At 43.5% G+C, this 17,289-nt stretch carries 14 protein-coding genes; 3 read left to right on the top strand and 11 right to left on the bottom strand.

What is annotated here, in order from left to right:
• Positions 1-195: 195 nt before the first annotated feature.
• A complete protein-coding gene (locus BK582_RS07320) occupies positions 196-1,152 on the top strand; it encodes an AEC family transporter (RefSeq protein WP_244895357.1) in 957 nt (318 codons plus the stop codon).
• 61 nt (positions 1,153-1,213) lie between these two features.
• Here BK582_RS07320 and BK582_RS07315 read toward each other — a convergent pair whose 3' ends face one another.
• A complete protein-coding gene (locus tag BK582_RS07315) occupies positions 1,214-2,179 on the bottom strand; it encodes an alpha/beta hydrolase (protein ID WP_078593825.1) in 966 nt (321 codons plus the stop codon).
• 319 nt (positions 2,180-2,498) lie between these two features.
• Between BK582_RS07315 and BK582_RS07310 the strand changes: the two genes are divergently transcribed.
• Both BK582_RS07310 and BK582_RS07305 read left to right on the top strand, forming a co-directional pair.
• Positions 2,499-3,953, top strand: a complete 1,455-nt coding sequence (locus tag BK582_RS07310; RefSeq protein ID WP_244895356.1) for an alkaline phosphatase — start codon at positions 2,499-2,501, stop codon at positions 3,951-3,953.
• Positions 3,954-4,508: 555 nt separating this feature from the next.
• Entirely contained in the window at positions 4,509-4,910 is a 402-nt protein-coding gene (locus tag BK582_RS07305) for a hypothetical protein (protein ID WP_078593823.1), read from the top strand.
• Positions 4,911-5,114: 204 nt separating this feature from the next.
• On the opposite strand, the gene BK582_RS07300 is transcribed toward BK582_RS07305, so the two are convergent.
• The 10 genes from BK582_RS07300 to chvE form a co-directional block, all read right to left on the bottom strand.
• Positions 5,115-6,440: a short-chain fatty acid transporter gene (locus tag BK582_RS07300; protein ID WP_078593821.1), complete on the bottom strand. Its 1,326-nt coding sequence runs from the start codon at positions 6,438-6,440 to the stop codon at positions 5,115-5,117.
• A gap of 160 nt (positions 6,441-6,600) precedes the next feature.
• Complete coding sequence (locus tag BK582_RS07295) at positions 6,601-6,894, bottom strand: hypothetical protein (RefSeq protein ID WP_078593819.1); 294 nt, start codon at positions 6,892-6,894, stop codon at positions 6,601-6,603.
• Between the two features lie 100 nt (positions 6,895-6,994).
• Positions 6,995-7,567: a transposase gene (locus BK582_RS07290; protein ID WP_078593817.1), complete on the bottom strand. Its 573-nt coding sequence runs from the start codon at positions 7,565-7,567 to the stop codon at positions 6,995-6,997.
• A 289-nt stretch (positions 7,568-7,856) separates the two neighbouring features.
• Complete coding sequence (locus BK582_RS07285) at positions 7,857-8,978, bottom strand: GntR family transcriptional regulator (RefSeq protein WP_078593815.1); 1,122 nt, start codon at positions 8,976-8,978, stop codon at positions 7,857-7,859.
• A 114-nt stretch (positions 8,979-9,092) separates the two neighbouring features.
• Positions 9,093-10,568 (bottom strand): L-arabinose isomerase, encoded by a 1,476-nt coding sequence (gene araA / locus BK582_RS07280; RefSeq protein WP_078593813.1) that lies wholly within the window; start codon positions 10,566-10,568, stop codon positions 9,093-9,095.
• 27 nt (positions 10,569-10,595) lie between these two features.
• Positions 10,596-12,251: a ribulokinase gene (locus tag BK582_RS07275; RefSeq protein ID WP_078593811.1), complete on the bottom strand. Its 1,656-nt coding sequence runs from the start codon at positions 12,249-12,251 to the stop codon at positions 10,596-10,598.
• A gap of 16 nt (positions 12,252-12,267) precedes the next feature.
• Positions 12,268-12,966, bottom strand: a complete 699-nt coding sequence (araD, locus tag BK582_RS07270) for an L-ribulose-5-phosphate 4-epimerase (RefSeq protein WP_078593809.1) — start codon at positions 12,964-12,966, stop codon at positions 12,268-12,270.
• 29 nt (positions 12,967-12,995) lie between these two features.
• Entirely contained in the window at positions 12,996-14,150 is a 1,155-nt protein-coding gene (mmsB, locus tag BK582_RS07265; protein ID WP_078593807.1) for a multiple monosaccharide ABC transporter permease, read from the bottom strand.
• Positions 14,147-15,685: a multiple monosaccharide ABC transporter ATP-binding protein gene (mmsA, locus tag BK582_RS07260; protein ID WP_078593805.1), complete on the bottom strand. Its 1,539-nt coding sequence runs from the start codon at positions 15,683-15,685 to the stop codon at positions 14,147-14,149. The genes mmsB and mmsA overlap by 4 nt, the downstream gene beginning before the upstream one ends.
• Before the next feature lie 72 nt (positions 15,686-15,757).
• Positions 15,758-16,873 (bottom strand): multiple monosaccharide ABC transporter substrate-binding protein, encoded by a 1,116-nt coding sequence (gene chvE / locus BK582_RS07255; protein ID WP_078593803.1) that lies wholly within the window; start codon positions 16,871-16,873, stop codon positions 15,758-15,760.
• Positions 16,874-17,289 lie beyond the last annotated feature (416 nt).

Below are 17,289 nucleotides of genomic sequence, written 5' to 3'. Positions count from 1 at the left end.
ATTCTCATTTTTTAGTCTGCATAGTAGCTTTTATTTGGTACTAATAAAAAACCTTAACTGACATAATAAGCTTTTCAGGATAAAATCCCTGACCTCACTTTGTATGGTAACCGCTTATATAATTGTGCCGTTACCTAAGCAGAATATTTTACATAAACAGAAAAACATGAATATGATTAATAGGTCTATTAATATTTGGAAAGGATATTAGAAATGGATATAGTAGTTGTCGCTACTTCTGTTGCTGTTATGGGAATAATTATAGGGATTGGGGCTCTGTTGGCCTCCCAAACTACTATAACCATAGAAGTAAAGCAGGTTTTAATTTTAATTGTCCTGAATATTGCTGTTCCTGCTGTTATTTTAAATGGGGTATTTAGCACTGAAGTGACGGAGCAGCTGTTAAATCAGGTTGTTATTATTTTCCTTATATCTCTTATTTTTCATTTAGGTGCCTTATTATTAGCATGGTATTTTACTAGAGTTTTTCGTTTTGAGTCGTTGCTTGCAAAACAGGTAACGATACTCGCGGCGCTTGGGAATACTGGATTTATTGGGATTCCACTATGCGCCACTATCTTCGGCCCTGTTGGTGGCCTTCTTGCGGCGATCTTTGATGCCGGGCTCGACCTGATTCTTTTTTCTGTTGTTATTTATATGCTTCAGGCAGGTAATGGCATTAATATCAGGCAGGTACTGAAGTCGGTTATAAACCTGCCATTAATTGCAGTAATTATTGGCCTCACGACAGCTTTTGCAGGAATAAACCCACCTGAATTTTTGAAACAGCTTACCGGCCTTCTGGCAGGTTTGGCTGCACCGTTAGCCATGCTTTATTTAGGAATGCTCCTGTATGAACTTTTCAAAGGAATGCAGTTCACTCCATACAAACAAATATGGTTTCCCTTGTCCTTCCGCCTGCTTTTGCTGCCATTGATGACTATGGGAATCCTTTCGCTAACCCCTCTTGATGACTTAATTAAAAGCATTGTCATCATCTTGTCCGCCATGCCTACATTCACTCTGGCCGCAATACTTTTTGCCCGGTACACAACAGATGAAAAAACGGCCGTAGTGACGATTGCGTTCTCTACCTTACTCTCTCTGCTGACGATCCCACTAGTAGCTTTCGTATCGGCTTATTTTATATAGGCACCACAAAAAGCAGGCAGATAATCATTGACGACGATTATCTGCCTGTATGTTGATCACCCTATTTCCGCACAGTTGCGGCTTCCCTATGCATCGCCCATTTCGCAGCCCTCACATAATCCGACAGGGCACGTTGCGCAACGTCTGCCTGAGGTGCCAGGCCTTCAAACCCGTGGTAAGCTCCTGGATACAAATGAAACTCCACATCAACGCCAGCCTGTGCAAGCCGAGTCACATAAGTAAGTGTTTCGTCCCGGAACGGGTCCAGCTGGCCGATACAAGTATAAGTATATGGAAGACCGGATAAGTCCTCTGCCCTTGCCGGTGCTGCGTACTCGGGCACATTTTCTGTTCCTTGCATGCCGTCTAAATAAGCTTGCCAGCCCTTCTCATTAAGTTCCTGATTCCAGATGAGATGCCCGCTGCCGGTCTCCCCGCATGAAGGAGAATTATTGCGGTCATCGATCATTGGATATAAAGGCATCTGAAAAGCAAGCTTAGGCCCTTGTCTGTCTCTCGCTAGAAGAGCAAGCCCTGCAGTGAGACCGCCCCCGGCACTTTGCCCTGCTGCACCAATGCGCTCCGGATCTACTCCTAATTCAGCAGCATTTTCAGAAAACCATTTAAGTGCCGCATAGCAGTCTTCGAGAGGAGCCGGGTATGGGTGTTCCGGCGCAAGCCTGTAATCAACAGACACAACTACACACCCCGCCTCCTTAACAAACTGCTGGCAGAGCAGATCACTTTCTTTTGCTGTACCTAAAACATAGCCTCCTCCATGAATCCAAAGGAGTCCCGGGAGCACGCCGCTTCTTTCCTTTGGTTCGTGAATTCTTACCCGGACATCAGGCTCCCCCTCTGCTCCAGGCACCATTTTTTCTGTAAGTGAAATTGTTTCATCAAGGGGAATATCCAGCGCTTCCTGACTCTCCGCCAGCAGCTTCCGTGTTTCCTCCAGGTTGTCCAAATCCAGGGCAGGGAACAATTCCAGCGATTCACGTAATTCCGGGTCAATTCGGTTTTTCAATTGGCTTCACCTCTTCAGTTTTTTTAGGATTGAATACATTAATAAATGAAGCAAATAGGAAGGTCATGGATGCAGATAGAGCTAACCAGATTGGGGATAAAACCAGGTGTAAAAACACTAATGCTATTTTACTGAATATTTAGAATTATGTAAACGAATCACTTTCTTTTTTACAAAAGAAGTTATATCTCCCCATGTTTCACCGTAATAATCGAGGACAACTCCCACTTTTCCTCAATAATATTTTTGACTTTGGAATATTTCATCGAAAGATAAACGACCCTAATAACGGTACTACATATTTAGGGAGGATTAGATCATGAAGCGAACAATCGGTTTTTTTATGGTTTTTATTCTGGGAATGACAGCGTTTGGCTGTAACGGGGACCAGGGAGCAGCAGAAAATGCTCAAAATGCGGAGAACAACGGCCAGGAAGAGCAAACTGAAGGTGACAATTCAGCGGACACTCCGAAGAATGTTATCGTTATGGTCGGCGATGGGATGGGACTGGGACAGATGGAGGTTGCTCGCCTCTTCGAACATGGAAAAGAAGGAGAGTTGTTTATGGAAACTCTCCCGAATGTGGCTCTCTCCAGAACCTATTCAGCGGACAATATGGTTACAGACTCCGCTGCAGCCGGTACAGCAATCGCTAATGGAGAGAAAACGAATAATGGAATGCTCGGCGTGTCTCCAGATGGAGATGAATTAACGAGTATTATCGATATTTTTAAGGAACAAGGAAAAACGGTTGGGGTTATTTCCACCAATACTGTGACAGATGCCACTCCAGCAGGTTTTATCGCAAAGGTAGAAAGCCGCTCCGGGCAGGATGAAATCGCGAGGCAGCTTTTTGAAGGGAAGTACGACATAGCCTTAGGCGGAGGAGAAAGTTATTTTGAGCCTGATGCTCAGGATGGAGATGATTTGCTGGCATCCTTTGAAGAGGAAGGGTATGAAATCGTTCGTACAAGGGACGAGTTAGAGAACTTTGAACCGGACTCCGAATCTAAACTGTTAGGGTTATTTCACCCGTCTTTTATGAATTATGTCGGGGATCGGGAAGCTAACGACAGCAAAGAGCCCACACTGGTGGAAATGGCAGAAACCGCTATCAAAACAGCTTCAAAAAACGAGGATGGTTTTTTCCTTATGATTGAAGGGGCGAGAATAGACCATGTCTCCCATGCAGCTGATTTCGGCGGGATATGGAGAGAGACGATTGAATTTGATCAAGCAGTTGAACATGCCGTGAACTGGGCAGAAGAAGATGGGGATACTTTAGTCGTTGTCCTTGCAGACCATGAAACGATGGGAATCGCAGCATCGGAGGAAATGGACATAGACAGTCTGAAAGAGATCGGAGTTTCTCCGGAATATATGGCTTCACAATTGGAAATTGATGAGGAAACCAACAATTATACCTCAGACAGTATCCGTGCAGTATTTAAGGAGTACGCAAATATAGATATATCCGATGAAGATATCGAACAGTTCCAGGCAAATGTTCTGGATCCAGATGATCCGGAGGGGCGCCCTGTGCTGCTGCACATTGTCGGCTGGGAAATAGGAAGCATCATTGCTGACCATTACCGCGGAGGAGCAATGAACCGGCAAATTCGCGCAGAAAGCGATACCGGCGGACACACTGCAAATATGGTGCCTGTTTTCTCCTATGGTGTTGCTGCTGAACAATTCGAAGGCGTATTAGATAACACAGAAATCCCAAGAATGATTGCAGAAATAAGCGGATATGAGTTTTCGCTTGATTGATTGGGTGCCCCCCCCTGATGGGGTGCCTGTCACCACCCGAATAATCTTGTTTCACAGCAAATGTTTCACGAACCACAAACGCTATCCATAAAATATCTTCTTCCTGTTACTCTAACAAAACCCCGCTCTCCTCAAAAGAGAGCGGGGTTACCTGTATACTTTTAGGTTTCAGGCGTCACGAGTTTCTCCATTATTTTATGATGATAAATTGTCAGAACAAGAATTACGAAGCTAAACAAAGTCGAAAAGGAAGTACTCCACGTTATATAACGCTGTTTCTTTTCATCCACTTTTATCACCTCTTTTTAGTTCCCCCAATTCCAATTGCCTCTTTATTAAACATATATAAGACTAGCCGCGGAGCTCCTGTCTGATAAACTGTCCTGGATTTATTTTATAATTAATCCCCCGCTTTTTTTATATCTGCCCCAGACAGAACCTTCAGATGAGAAGGCAGTTTGCGTGCCAATATAATAAATATGTTTTTTTATGATTAATAAAGTCCATTCGTGCCCATACTAGATTCATAGAATAATATAAATGAGGTGTTAAAAAATGGAGAATCGTATTTCAATGGTTGCGTTTAAAAGTTTGGTGGAATTATACAAAGCTGATACTGATCCAGTAAACAGTCTTGAATCTGTAAAACATCTTGACCAGGCATATGACCAGGGAATGTCTGAAGTGTTGAGAGAAATTGCTATGACTGAACTGCTGAAATATGAAGCGACTGAACAGAACATTGTGATCGACAGCGAGGCAGACAGGGAAGAGACAGAAGCATTTAAGAGAGCAATGCACCTTTGTAATACGAGAGCTCAGAGGTCCGCTTTGTTAAAAGTTGATTCCGCCTATAACCATTGTGCCGCACTGCGAGGAGAACAGCTGTTCATTGAGGGATTTATGAGAGGGTATAAATTTCTGAAAGAATTGGGGTGCCTGTCACCACCCGAATAATCTTGTTTCACAGCAAATGTTTCACGGTTGCAAGGCCAAGGGTATTTATTTAAGCCTCCTACCCGCTACTTATAATATTCTGCTTGCAGATGAATGAATAACTTCAATGTAGCACGCAGGCAGGTACCCCTATCCAAGTTGGTTTACATGCAAAAAAGCCACATCCTGATTGTCAGGAATGTGGCTTTTATTCCGTGGTATTTATTAGAGAAACAACAACCCTACCGCAATCGGGAAGAAGCTGTATATTAATATGATGACGCAGAAGCCCATGATGTCGCGCACTTTGAGCCCGGCGATGGCAAGAAGCGGCAGCGCCCAGAATGGCTGGATCATATTTGTCCAGGCATCACCCCAGGCTACAGCCATAGCTGTTTTCGCTGTGTCCACACCTAGCTCAATGGAAGCAGGAATCATAATTGGTCCCTGAATCGCCCACTGGCCCCCTCCGGATGGGACGAAAAAGTTAATAATCCCTGCACTGATAAAAGTAAACAACGGCAGTGTAAAATCGGTAGCCATGCTGACGAACCAGAGGGAAATCTGTTCGGAGAGGCCGGATGCCACCATCATTCCCATAATTCCTGCATAAAAAGGGAACTGAATAATAATTCCACCTGCATTTTTTACCGCTTCCGTAACACTCTTCAGGAAGCGTCTGGGTGTACGGTGAAATAGGATTCCAAGGAATAAAAAAATAAAATTTACGATATTAATATTCAGGTCGAAACCGTTTTGAGCGAAATGAAACACAACAAAAGTAAGGCCAAGAACAGCGATGATAATCGATAAAATCTGGCTGTTTTCCAGGTGTTCCGCAGGTGTTTCAGGTTCCGGCATATCTTCTTCAGTGAATGCTTGTTCATCATGCTGGAGAAGGGCTGGATTGTTTACCGCCGTACTGCCACTTGAACGAAGTAAATAGAGGTTTAATAAAGGTAATGTAAATAACAGAAAGAGTACAATAAACAGGTTAGCACTGCTGAAAATCGTTGCTGTTACAGGGACTGTGCCCATTACATCCTCCAGGAAGTGACCTGGTGTAGCGATCAACAGCGGTCCGGAAGCCGATAACCCTCCATGCCACAGCAAAAATCCACTGTAAGCACTGGCCATAAGTATCCGGTAATCCACAGTCGGCACCCTCCGTGCAACATGAATCCCGAGAAGGGCACCCACAACGAGACCGAATCCATAACTAATCAGACAAGCAACGCCTGCCACGAACGTAACGAGCACCACAGCCTGTCCAGGCGTGTTCGCAAGAGTGCTGATAGTTGTTAAGATCCTGCGGACGATCGGCGTGTTTGCTAAAATGTACCCTGTGACTACAATGAGTGACATCTGCATGGCGAATTCCAGCAGATCCCAAAAACCAGTGCCCCAATGTTCAACCATTTGGACAGGGGAACTATTCGTAAACAGAATGCCCAACAGATAAACAATTATCGTCAGCAAAACAGCAAACAAAAAAGCGTCAGGCAGAAATTTCTGCACCATCCTGTCAAAGAAATTAGTAACCGCTTTCAAATACGACTCCTCCTTTACAAAGTATTCACAACTTTCTCACACTATCACTGTAAAATAGTGCTTTTCAATTAACAAGGAAGAAGTCTTATTAGCTATTAGTCTGCAGTTACTACCCCGGAGCAGGACGCCTTTTTACCCATGATAAAACGAGATTTACTCGCTAAAAACTGTTCCTTTCTTTCAATTTCTTTATCGCAGCTGATACTTTATCCAGATCAGTTAATCCATTTTGTTCATTTGGAGTAGTAAGGATATGGGCGACACGGCGGTAATTCAAACCATTTTCATAGCCCATAAGCACGTATACAGCCCGTTCGTAAACCCCAGTCCGCTCCCAGTCTACATCACCATATACCACCCGGTAAAAAGCATGTTCACCGTGCTGTGGTGCCGGGACATCTATGTAGTCAATCGGCTCCTGGTGAATCTTTTCCTTCTTCTTTTCCGTTTGCATTATAAACCACTCCTAAAACAGTTAGTTATTTTCTTTTTTTTCGCTAAAAATCCCTTCCGGTTTCAAAAAATCCGTATCATTCAGCCTCCCTTGACCAGCCCTATAGCACTTCCGGTTCCATTGTTTCTTCTGTTAATTCATGAAACTCCCTGAACCTGTCCCTCTTCTCCCCGAGGTTTCCCGAAAAGTAATCGAGGAGTACAAAATTCAGGAATGGAAAATGTGCTGTCTCTGCCCCCTGGTAATATTGATAGCTGCTCCAGCAGTAGTTTTCCGGAAATGCAGTTACACCCGCTTCAACGGGGTTAAGGTGGATATACCTGCCCACATATAGCATCCCGATTCTTGTGTTAATCAACCTGTCAAAAAACCTTTTCTCAAATACGTGTCCGGTAAAGTTGTACTTATTATTAAAATAATTTGCATATCGTTTGTTTATCAGGGACATTACTTTTGAAACAGACTGTGTCTGGGAGCGGAGCTGGATATGAATGTGGTTTGTCATGAGGCAATAAGAAGCTAGTTCAAAGGGGTGTCTCTCGTGGACTTTACGAAGAATATAGAGATATGTCAGAAAATCATGGTCGTGGAAAAACAGGGGCTCCCGTCTGTTACCACGACAAACAATGTGGTAAAAATTGTTAGGCTGCCAGATCCGTTTTTTTCGAGCCATAAATTTTAGATCACCTCCCTGCTTAAGTGAATGGGGGGTGTGCAGATGACCGTAAAAATAGTCCATACAACCTCACCAACAGGAACTTACGTTCCCCCCCACAAACCATCATATATCAGCCGAGGAAAGACGTCAACTAATAGTAATAACATTCTGACTTTTATCAACAGAAATATACAGCCGCACACAAATCCATCTGACAGCGTGAAACATTCTCTGTGAAACAAGATTTTTCGGGTGGTGACAGGCACCACCCGAAGACAGGCACCACCCGAAACTGGGCCGCCGTCTACTTAACAGCAGGAGAAACTTCGATACTCCTCGTAGAGCTCCTCACTTTTAATGTTGGTTTGTAAGTGATGGATGGTATTTTAACCTCTCCAGTAGGCACCTCTTTATTTTTTATAACTTGATGGAGGGTCTTCGCCGCCTGAATTCCCATTTCTTCCTGGGGATGAACGATCGTGGTAAGCTTCACCTCGGAAGCAATAGACAGGAAGGAGTTATCAAAACCAACAATTGAGATGTCTTTGGGAATAGACAATTCCCTCTCACGCAATACATCAAGAAGTCCAATAGCAAGCTGATCATTGTAACAAACAATTGCTGTAGGCCGTTCTCCGTTTCCCGACAGCCTTTCCCGTAAAACCTGTCGGGGAATTTCACCCATTGTTTCTGTGCTATAGTTAATTATATTCTGAGGGCTTAAAGTGAGTCCCGCTTCCCTGTGAGCTTTGATAAAGCCTTTTGTGCGAAGCTTCCCTTGAATATCGTCATTTTTGAAGAAACCGAGAATGTGCCGGTGCCCCTGCTCTATTAAGTGTGCTGTCTGCTGGCGCCCGCCTTCCTCGTCGTCCATTACAATATGAATGGGTTCCAGTTCTTCGTAATAAGCATGAATCATAACATAAGGTATCCCAAACCGTTCAATATTTAAATAATAATTAATATTAGGGTTAGGCTGTGAACTTTTTGTTGGCTCCACGATCAGACCATCAAATTGCTGGGACAATACATCTTCCAGACACCGTCTTTCCTGTTCGTGATCATTATTTGTACTGAACACCGTAACCTGATAACCGTGCTCGCTCAGGAAACTTTGTGCACCGCGAATGATCGCAGGAAAGATATAATCGGAAAAGTACGTTGTGATAACTGCAATATTTTTAGTTCGCTTTTCCTGTTGCTGTAAAGCTGACGAACGGTCTGCACAAAAAGTACCTGCACCTTGCTTTTTATAAATCCAGCCTTCAACCACAAGATCCCCGATGGCTTTACGAACAGTGTGGCGGCTCACAGAATACTCTTTCATTAAATCTGCCTCGGATCCAATTTTCTGGTGAGGCAGAATGTTCCCTTGCAGGATTTTTGATTTTATTTCAGACTTTACAAAACTGTATTTTGTATCCATTACCAACCACACCTTTTCGCAACTTATACGTACAACTAGTATAACATGGACCGTATAAAACTTTCGCCAGAGGCTTTGCTCGGTCAAAAAGCCAGCCTCTGAACAGCAGTTTGTTTACTTACTCCAGACAAGTTCGTTCCATTTCAATTCATTGTTGAAAGAATGAATGTTTGTGTTTTTATCAATCACAACTGCCTCGATACCTGACATTTTCGCCCAGTCCAGCATCTGTTCGGTAGTTGCTTTAAATGAAAGGACAGTATGATGCGCTCCGCCAGCATAGATCCAAGCTTCCGTTGCCGTGCTGAGTGATGGCTGCGGCTTCCATAATAATTTTGCGACAGGCAGCTTAGGAGTTTCTTCCGTTGGAACGACTGCATCTACTTCGCTGATTATCAAGCGGAAACGATGGCCAAGGTCAACCAGACTCACATTTACGGCAGGTCCTCCCATTCCGTTGAATACCATTCTGGCAGGATCGGCTTTTCCCCCTATAGAAAGAGGATGGACCTGAATTTCTGGTCTCTCATCTGCAACTGTCGGGCAGATTTCCAGCATGTGAGAACCGAGCACCATTTCCTTACCTGGCTCAAAGTGATAAGTGTAATCTTCCATAAACGTAGTCTGCTCGTTGTTCGTCATCACTTTCATGAGGCGAAGCAGACCTGCTGTTTTCCAGTCGCCTTCCCCGGCGAAACCATAACCTTTTTCCATCAGCCTCTGAGCAGCAAGGCCTGGGAGCTGTTCCATGCCATGTAAATCTTCGAAGGTAGTAGTAAAGGCGTTATACCCTTCCTCCTTCAAAAATGCTTCTAATCCAAGTTCAATTCGGGCCTGCTCCAGAATGCGCTGTGTTTTTTCCGGATCATTCAGTACTTCATCTGAGATACGATATTGTTCCTTATATTTATTAAACAGCTCCTGTACTTCCTTATCAGAAAAACGGTTGATGTATTCTACTAAATCGCCAACACCGAATCCGTCAATTGTCCAGCCGAACTTTACCTGAGCTTCCACTTTGTCACCATCGGTTACAGCAACTCTCCGCATGTTATCACCGAAACGTGCAACACGAATTTTTAAATTTTCATTATGCGCGGCAGCTGTCGTCATCCAATCTGAAACACGTTGTTGTACATCCGGGTCTCCCCAGTAACCCACGATAACCTTTCTCTCCATCTTCATCCGTGAAACCATAAATCCAAATTCCCGGTCCCCGTGCGCTGACTGATTAAGATTCATAAAGTCCATATCAATCTCGTTCCACGGTATATCCCGGTTATGCTGTGTATGAAGATGAAGGAGCGGCTTCTGAAGTAACTTTAAACCTGTTATCCAGATTTTTGCCGGTGAGAAAGTATGCATCCAGGTGATAACTCCTGCGCACTCGTCATCTGCATTGGCCTCCACCATAATGCGACGTATCTCCTCAGAAGTGGTAACAACCTGCTTCATCACCACCTGGTAATTGTCGGTTCCTTCATTAATCCCCTGAGCTACCTCACGGGCCTGGGCTTCTACCTGTTCTAATGTTTCTTTTCCATATAAATGCTGACTGCCTGTAATGAACCAGAATGTATATTTTTTCATATGATTGCCTCCCGGGAAAAATCTAAATTACCGTAATTTCATTAACCGCTTCATTACATCATTTTCTCCTCTGCCGAAGTATTCATGAAGACGGTCATATTCTTTATAGATCTCATTATATTTTTTTACGTTCTCAGGAATAGGCTGATAGATTTCATCTTTCACTCTGCCCATGTTTCTGGCAGCTTCAACAATATCGTCATAGCCTCCGTTTTCCTTCCCTGCGGCAAGGGCTGCAAACATAGCCGCTCCCAAGGCAGGTGTCTGTGTGGAATCTGCCACCTTAATCGTACGATTCGTAACATCTGCATAAATTTGCATGAGAAGAGGATTCTTCTGCGGAAGGCCTCCACATGCGTAAAGCTCATTTACAGCTACTCCTTTATTATGGAAGGAATCCACTATCTTGCGAGTCCCGAATGCAGTTGCTTCTAAGAGTGCGCGATAAACTTCCTCTGGTTTAGTCGATAAGTTATAACCAAGCATCATACCTGTCAATTGAGTATCTACTAAAACAGAGCGGTTGCCGTTCCACCAGTCCAGTGCCAGCAGTCCGCTTTCTCCCGGCTTCAGCTTCGATGCTTTCTCTTCAAGCAGAGTATGGACATTTATTCCTTTTTCTTCTGCTTCGTCAAATATATATTTAGGGACTGAACGATCCACATACCATGCAAAAATATCACCAACAGCAGATTGTCCCGCTTCATAACCGTAAAATCCAGGAATGATACCATCTTCGACGACTCCGCACATACCTTCCACCTGAACTTCTTCTTTTCCAAGAACGAGGTGGCAGATAGAGGTACCCATCGCCATGACCATCTTACCTTCGTCAACTACCCCAACGGCAGGCATGGAAGCATGAGCATCCACATTTCCTACCGCTACAGTAAGCCCAGCTGGAAGACCTGTAATTTCGGCCATTTCCTCTGTGAGGCCTCCTGCACTCGTTCCAAGAGGAACAACGTCACCGCGGAGTTTTGTTTCAATAAGGTCGGCAAAATCAGGATGAACTGCTTTAAAGAATTCCTGTGTTGGATAACCCTCCTGCTTATGCCATTGTGATTTATAACCGGCAGTACAGCTGTTTCTAAGCAGATTCCCTGTAAGCTGCATGATTACCCAGTCTGTAGCCTCCACAAACTTGTCTGCCTCTGAATAAATTTCCGGAGCTTCCTCAAGGATTTGCAAAGACTTTGCAAGCATCCATTCGGAAGAAAGCTTCCCTCCATAGCGCGGGAGAAAATTCTCCCCCTGTTTTTCAGCTATTTCATTTATTTTATTTGCATGCGGCTGTGACGCATGATGTTTCCAAAGTTTTATCCAGCTGTGAGGATTGTCTTTAAATTCCTCAAGAGCACATAAAGGCGTTCCCTCTGCTGTAATTGGCAGCATCGTACATGCTGTGAAATCTATACCAATACCTACAACATCGTCCGGATCGATCGCTGACTTTTCGAGAACTTTCGGAACAGTTTCTGCAACAACTTCCAGATAATCCTGCGGGTGCTGAAGGGCCCATTCATGACCAAGTTTTACTTCCTTGTTCGGCAGCGTATCATCCATTACTCCATGTGTGTATTCCTTAACATGATCAGCGATTTCCCGGCCATCTTCCAAAGATACGAGAACCGCTCGACCTGATTGGGTACCATAGTCTATACCAATTGCGTATTTCCCCATTTGATTGCCTCCCAGATTATTTTTGCCCGTAATAAGCGTGCTTTCCATGCTTTCTCAGAAAATGTTTATCCAGTAAGTTTTGGTCCATTTTTTCTGCAGCGGGGTTAAGCATGTATGTGTGGTAAGCCATCTTAGCTACTTCCTCCAGAACAACTGCATTGTGGAGTGCTTCTCCAGCATCTTTCCCCCAGTTGAACGGAGCATGGCTGTGAACTAACACCGAAGGGATCATCATTGGATCTATCCCTCTCTTCTTAAACGTTTCTACGATAACTTTCCCCGTTTTCTTTTCATAGGCTTCTGTAATTTCTTCCTCAGTCATTTCCCTTGTACATGGAACTTCACCGTAGAAATAATCACCGTGCGTGGTACCTAATGCTTCTATCCCCCGGCCTGCCTGGGCCCAGGATGTTGCCCATGGCGAGTGGGTATGCACTACCGCTCCAATATCGGGGAAATGCTTATATAAATAAACATGTGTAGGCGTATCAGAAGAAGGTTTCAAATCCCCTTCCAGCACATTTCCTTCTAAATCTACTACAACAAGGTCTTCCGCTGTAAGTTTGTCATACTCAACACCGCTCGGTTTAATTACTACACGGCCTGACTCGCGGTCAATACCGCTTACATTTCCCCATGTGAAAGTAACAAGATTATATTTTGGCAAAGCAAGGTTTGCTTCGAGCACAGACTGTTTTAATTTTTGTAAATCCATGTTTTTCACCCCATCAGCTAGTGATTGAATTACTTGTTTTTACTGAGTACATCAAAGGCTACAGCACCAAGCAGAACAAGCCCTTTAATAGCCTGCTGCCAGTCGGTGCCTATTCCCATTAAACTCATACCGTTATTCAGTACACCCATTACAAGGGCACCAATGATGGCTCCAAAAATAGTACCAACACCGCCAGTGAAGGAAGCTCCGCCAATAACAGCGGCAGCGATGGCATCCAGCTCAAACAGCTGCCCCGCCTGTGGTGTTGCTGCATTTAGCCTGGAAGCAAATACGAGACCTGCAAGTGCCGCTAAAAATCCCATATTTACAAAAGCTAAGAATTTCATCTTCTTTGTACGGACCCCTGATAACTTGGCAGCATTCGCATTGCCGCCGACTGCATAGATGTGACGGCCAAGCACTGTCTTATTCATTACAAAGGTGTAGCCCAGCACAAGAGCAATTAAAATTAAAGATACAACAGGAAGACCTTGATATTGAGATAAAACAAAGGTAAATGCATTTATCACCAATATAATGATGAGGATCTTACTAACAAACAATGCAAAAGGTGTGGTATTGAAATTATAGTAATTTGCCGCCCTGCGCTGCTGCAGTTCATAAATTACGTAAATTAAGGAGGCCGCTCCTCCAATTAATAATGTAAGAAGCTTCAGTTCCCCTGCTGAAATATCAGGAAGGAATGCAGAACTCATCGTTCTGAACTCTCCCGGGAATGGGGCAATCGTGCGTCCCCCAAGAACAACTAATGTTAACCCCCTGAACAGGAGCATCCCCGCAAGAGTAACTACAAAGGCCGGAATATTCATGTATGCTACCCAGAATCCCTGCCATGCACCAATCGCAGCACCCAGGAGTAAACAAAGAATTATCCCAATGTATACAGGGAGATCAAGTGTTACAAGAAGGACACCGGCAACGGCACCGACAAAGGCTGCCACCGAACCTACCGACAGGTCAATTTCGCCAGTGATAATCACTATCATCATTCCGATTGCAAGAATAATAATATAGCTGTTTTGCATAATAATGTTCGTAATGTTTAATGGAGTTAATAAAGCGCCGCCTGTTAAAATTTGAAATAAAAGAGCGATTCCAACCAGGGCGATGATCATTCCAAACCGGCGTACGTTATTTGTAATAGCTTCTTTTAAAGTATTCATGCTTCTTCCCTCCCGCTTTCGGTCATATAGGTCATTAGTTTTTCCTGATCTGCTTCTTCTGCTGAAATTTCTCCAGTAATCCGTCCTTCATTTATGGTGTAAATTCTGTCACATATACCGAGAAGTTCTGGCAGTTCAGATGAAATAACAATGATTGATTTCCCTGACTCAGCCAGTGAATTGATAATTTTATAGATTTCAAACTTAGCGCCAACATCAATGCCCCGTGTTGGTTCATCAAGAATTAATACTTCAGGTTCAGCGTTAAGCCATTTTCCCAGAACAACTTTCTGCTGGTTACCACCGCTTAAGTTACCTGTGCTTTGTTCTATCGTCGGTGTTTTTATATTCATTTTTTGCCTTAAATCCTCAGCAACCTTTACTTCCTTATGAAGATCCAGCAGATTTTTTGATGTAATGGAATTCAGATTTGCAAGAGTAAGATTCTTACGGACACTGTCCATAAGGATGAGCCCGTATTCTTTTCTGTTTTCAGAGACGTAGGCAAGCCCGTTATCAATAGCTTTGTCTACTGTTTTTACATTGATTTCCTTGCCTTCTTTATAAACCGTACCGGTGATTTTTTTACCATAAGAACGGCCGAACACACTCATTGCAAACTCGGTCCGCCCAGCCCCCATCAGGCCGGCCATACCGACAACTTCACCTTTCCGGACATTCATATGTATATCTTTTAAAATCTGCCTTCCAGTGTCCAGCGGGTGAAATGCATTCCAGTCCTTTACTTCAAAATATATATCACCGATCTCTGCATTTCTTTCAGGATAAAGGTTTGCCAGATCACGCCCAACCATCCCTTTTATAATTTTAGCCTCCGTTACCTCGTCCTTTTCCATGGACATGGAGCTTACTGTCTGCCCATCACGGAGAATAGTAATATGGTCTGATATAGAAAGGAGCTCTTTCAGTTTGTGGGAAATAAGTATCGAGGTCATTCCCTGCCCCTGGAACTCTTTTAACAACCTCAGCAAGTTAGCACTGTCTTCTTCATTTAAAGAAGCAGTAGGTTCGTCCAGAATAAGCAGTTCCACGTCTTTCGATAAAGCCTTTGCTATCTCTACCAGTTGCTGCTGGCCGACACCAATGTTTTTAATTTTTTCCTGCGGATTTATATTTAAACCAACCTTTTTTAATAGCTCAGTAGTTTTCAAAATTGTTTCGTTCCAGTTAATAATTCCTCTTTCGGCTCTTTCATTGCCTAAAAATATATTTTCTGCAATTGATAATTCAGGGATTAAAGCCAGTTCCTGATGAATGATAACTATACCTTTTTCTTCACTTTCATTAATCGACTTAAATTCGCATAGCTCATCTCTGTAAAAAATCTCTCCGTCATATGTTCCAAAAGGGTGAACCCCGCTTAACACTTTCATTAATGTGGATTTACCTGCACCATTTTCACCGATAAGCGCATGAATAGACCCTTGTTCAACTTGCAAGTTAACATCGTCTAGTGCTTTTACACCCGGGAATGTCTTTGTTATATGCTTCATCTCCAGAATGAACCCGCTCACATTCTTCACACCCTTCTTAATTTTATGAAAAGGCAATCCGGCAAGAATACCAGACTGCCTTTCACAAGATCCTTACTCTAATTCTTCAGCATCATAGTAGCCGGTATCTACTAAAACTTCCTCGTAGTTATTAACATCTACAGAGATTGGCTCAAGAAGATAAGATGGCACTACCTTAGCGCCGTTGTCATATGTTTCCGTATCATTTACTTCCGGCTCTTCACCGTTTAATACGGCGTCTGCCATGTTTACAGCCTGGCGTGCAAGTTCACGAGTATCTTTGAAGATTGTCTGTGTCTGGTCACCAGAAATAATGTATTTAATGGAACTCAACTCCGCATCCTGCCCTGTAATGATCGGCATTGGCTTGCTGTCAGTTCCGTATCCTACAGAGCTGAGAGACGAAGAAACACCACGGCTGATACCATCAAACGGTGAATAAACCACATCAATGTCTTCATCTGAGTAATGAGCACTTAACAGATTGTCCATACGTTCCTGAGCTAAAGAGCCGTCCCAGCGAAGGGTTGCTCCCTGCTCAAATTCTGTCTGTCCGCTTTTTACAACAAGCTGCCCGCCCTCAATATAAGGATCAAGCACAGACATTGCACCATCCCAGAAGAAATATGCGTTATTGTCATCAGGAGAACCTGCGAAAAGTTCAATATTGAAAGGACCTTCTTCTCCTTCATCAAGGCCAAGGCTCTCTACAATGTAGCTACCTTGCTGTACACCTACTTCGAAGTTATCGAATGTAGCATAATAGCTCACATGTTCACTGTTCATAATCAGACGGTCATATGCGATTACCGGGATATCAGAAGCTTCTGCCATTTCAAGTACACTTGTCAGTGCCTCCCCATCAATGGAAGCGATTACAAGTAAGTCAGCACCTTGAGTAATCATATTCTCAATCTGGGAGACCTGATTTTCTACTACGTCTTCGGCATACTGCATATCAACTTCGTAGCCTAAAGACTCAAACTCTGCTGCCATATTTTCGCCATCCCGAACCCAGCGCTCGGATGATTGAGTAGGAAGAGCAAGACCTACCTTATAGCCATTAGCCTCGGCATCTCCTCCGCCGTTGTTTGCACCTCCGTTTGCATCAGCATTTTCATCTCCGCCGCATGCAGCCATAGTGACCAGCATTGATACAGAAAAAAGAGACATCAATAATTTCTTCATTACCTGCTTCCCCCTTGAAATAATAGATTTACAGAAAACGCTTTCATTACAAAGTTTTAAAAATACACCCCCTAAACTTGTACGAACGTCCTAATGTATATTCTAGTGACGTTTGCAACTCGTCCGTATAAGATGATAGTTCAATTATATTCCTAAGTGTTCTGATAAACAACAGTTTTCTTAAAATTATTAAAAAAATAAGTATACTATTGATATTTAGTGAAATTCATACGTATAAGTTTGCTTGAGCAAAGGAACAGGGGCCGGTGCCTTTGGATCCGGTGCCTGGTGTATGAAATAATAAATGTCGAATCATCTTCGATGTAATGGAGGTTAAAAGAGGATAAAAAAAGACCCCAGCGACTATGTGTAGTAAGATAAGGCTACCTGACAAGAAAGCCTCATCCTATACAAAG

This window comes from Evansella clarkii, from assembly GCF_002019695.1.
In the GTDB taxonomy this organism is placed as follows: Bacteria; Bacillota; Bacilli; order Bacillales; family Salisediminibacteriaceae; genus Evansella; species Evansella clarkii.
The sequence above is the reverse complement of the archived record's forward strand: the minus strand, read 5'-3'. Positions and strand labels throughout refer to the sequence as shown.

Excerpts from the sequence above, each read along its gene's own strand:
- BK582_RS07285 (WP_078593815.1), bottom strand. The coding sequence starts at position 8,978 with ATGGATACAAAATACAGTTTTGTAAAGTCTGAAATAAAATCAAAAATC.
- BK582_RS07305 (WP_078593823.1), top strand. The coding sequence starts at position 4,509 with ATGGAGAATCGTATTTCAATGGTTGCGTTTAAAAGTTTGGTGGAATTA.
- BK582_RS07310 (WP_244895356.1), top strand. The coding sequence starts at position 2,499 with ATGAAGCGAACAATCGGTTTTTTTATGGTTTTTATTCTGGGAATGACA.
- araA (WP_078593813.1), bottom strand. The coding sequence starts at position 10,568 with ATGAAAAAATATACATTCTGGTTCATTACAGGCAGTCAGCATTTATAT.
- BK582_RS07275 (WP_078593811.1), bottom strand. The coding sequence starts at position 12,251 with ATGGGGAAATACGCAATTGGTATAGACTATGGTACCCAATCAGGTCGA.
- BK582_RS07290 (WP_078593817.1), bottom strand. The coding sequence starts at position 7,567 with ATGGCTCGAAAAAAACGGATCTGGCAGCCTAACAATTTTTACCACATT.
- BK582_RS07295 (WP_078593819.1), bottom strand. The coding sequence starts at position 6,894 with ATGCAAACGGAAAAGAAGAAGGAAAAGATTCACCAGGAGCCGATTGAC.
- araD (WP_078593809.1), bottom strand. The coding sequence starts at position 12,966 with ATGGATTTACAAAAATTAAAACAGTCTGTGCTCGAAGCAAACCTTGCT.
- mmsB (WP_078593807.1), bottom strand. The coding sequence starts at position 14,150 with ATGAATACTTTAAAAGAAGCTATTACAAATAACGTACGCCGGTTTGGA.
- chvE (WP_078593803.1), bottom strand. The coding sequence starts at position 16,873 with ATGAAGAAATTATTGATGTCTCTTTTTTCTGTATCAATGCTGGTCACT.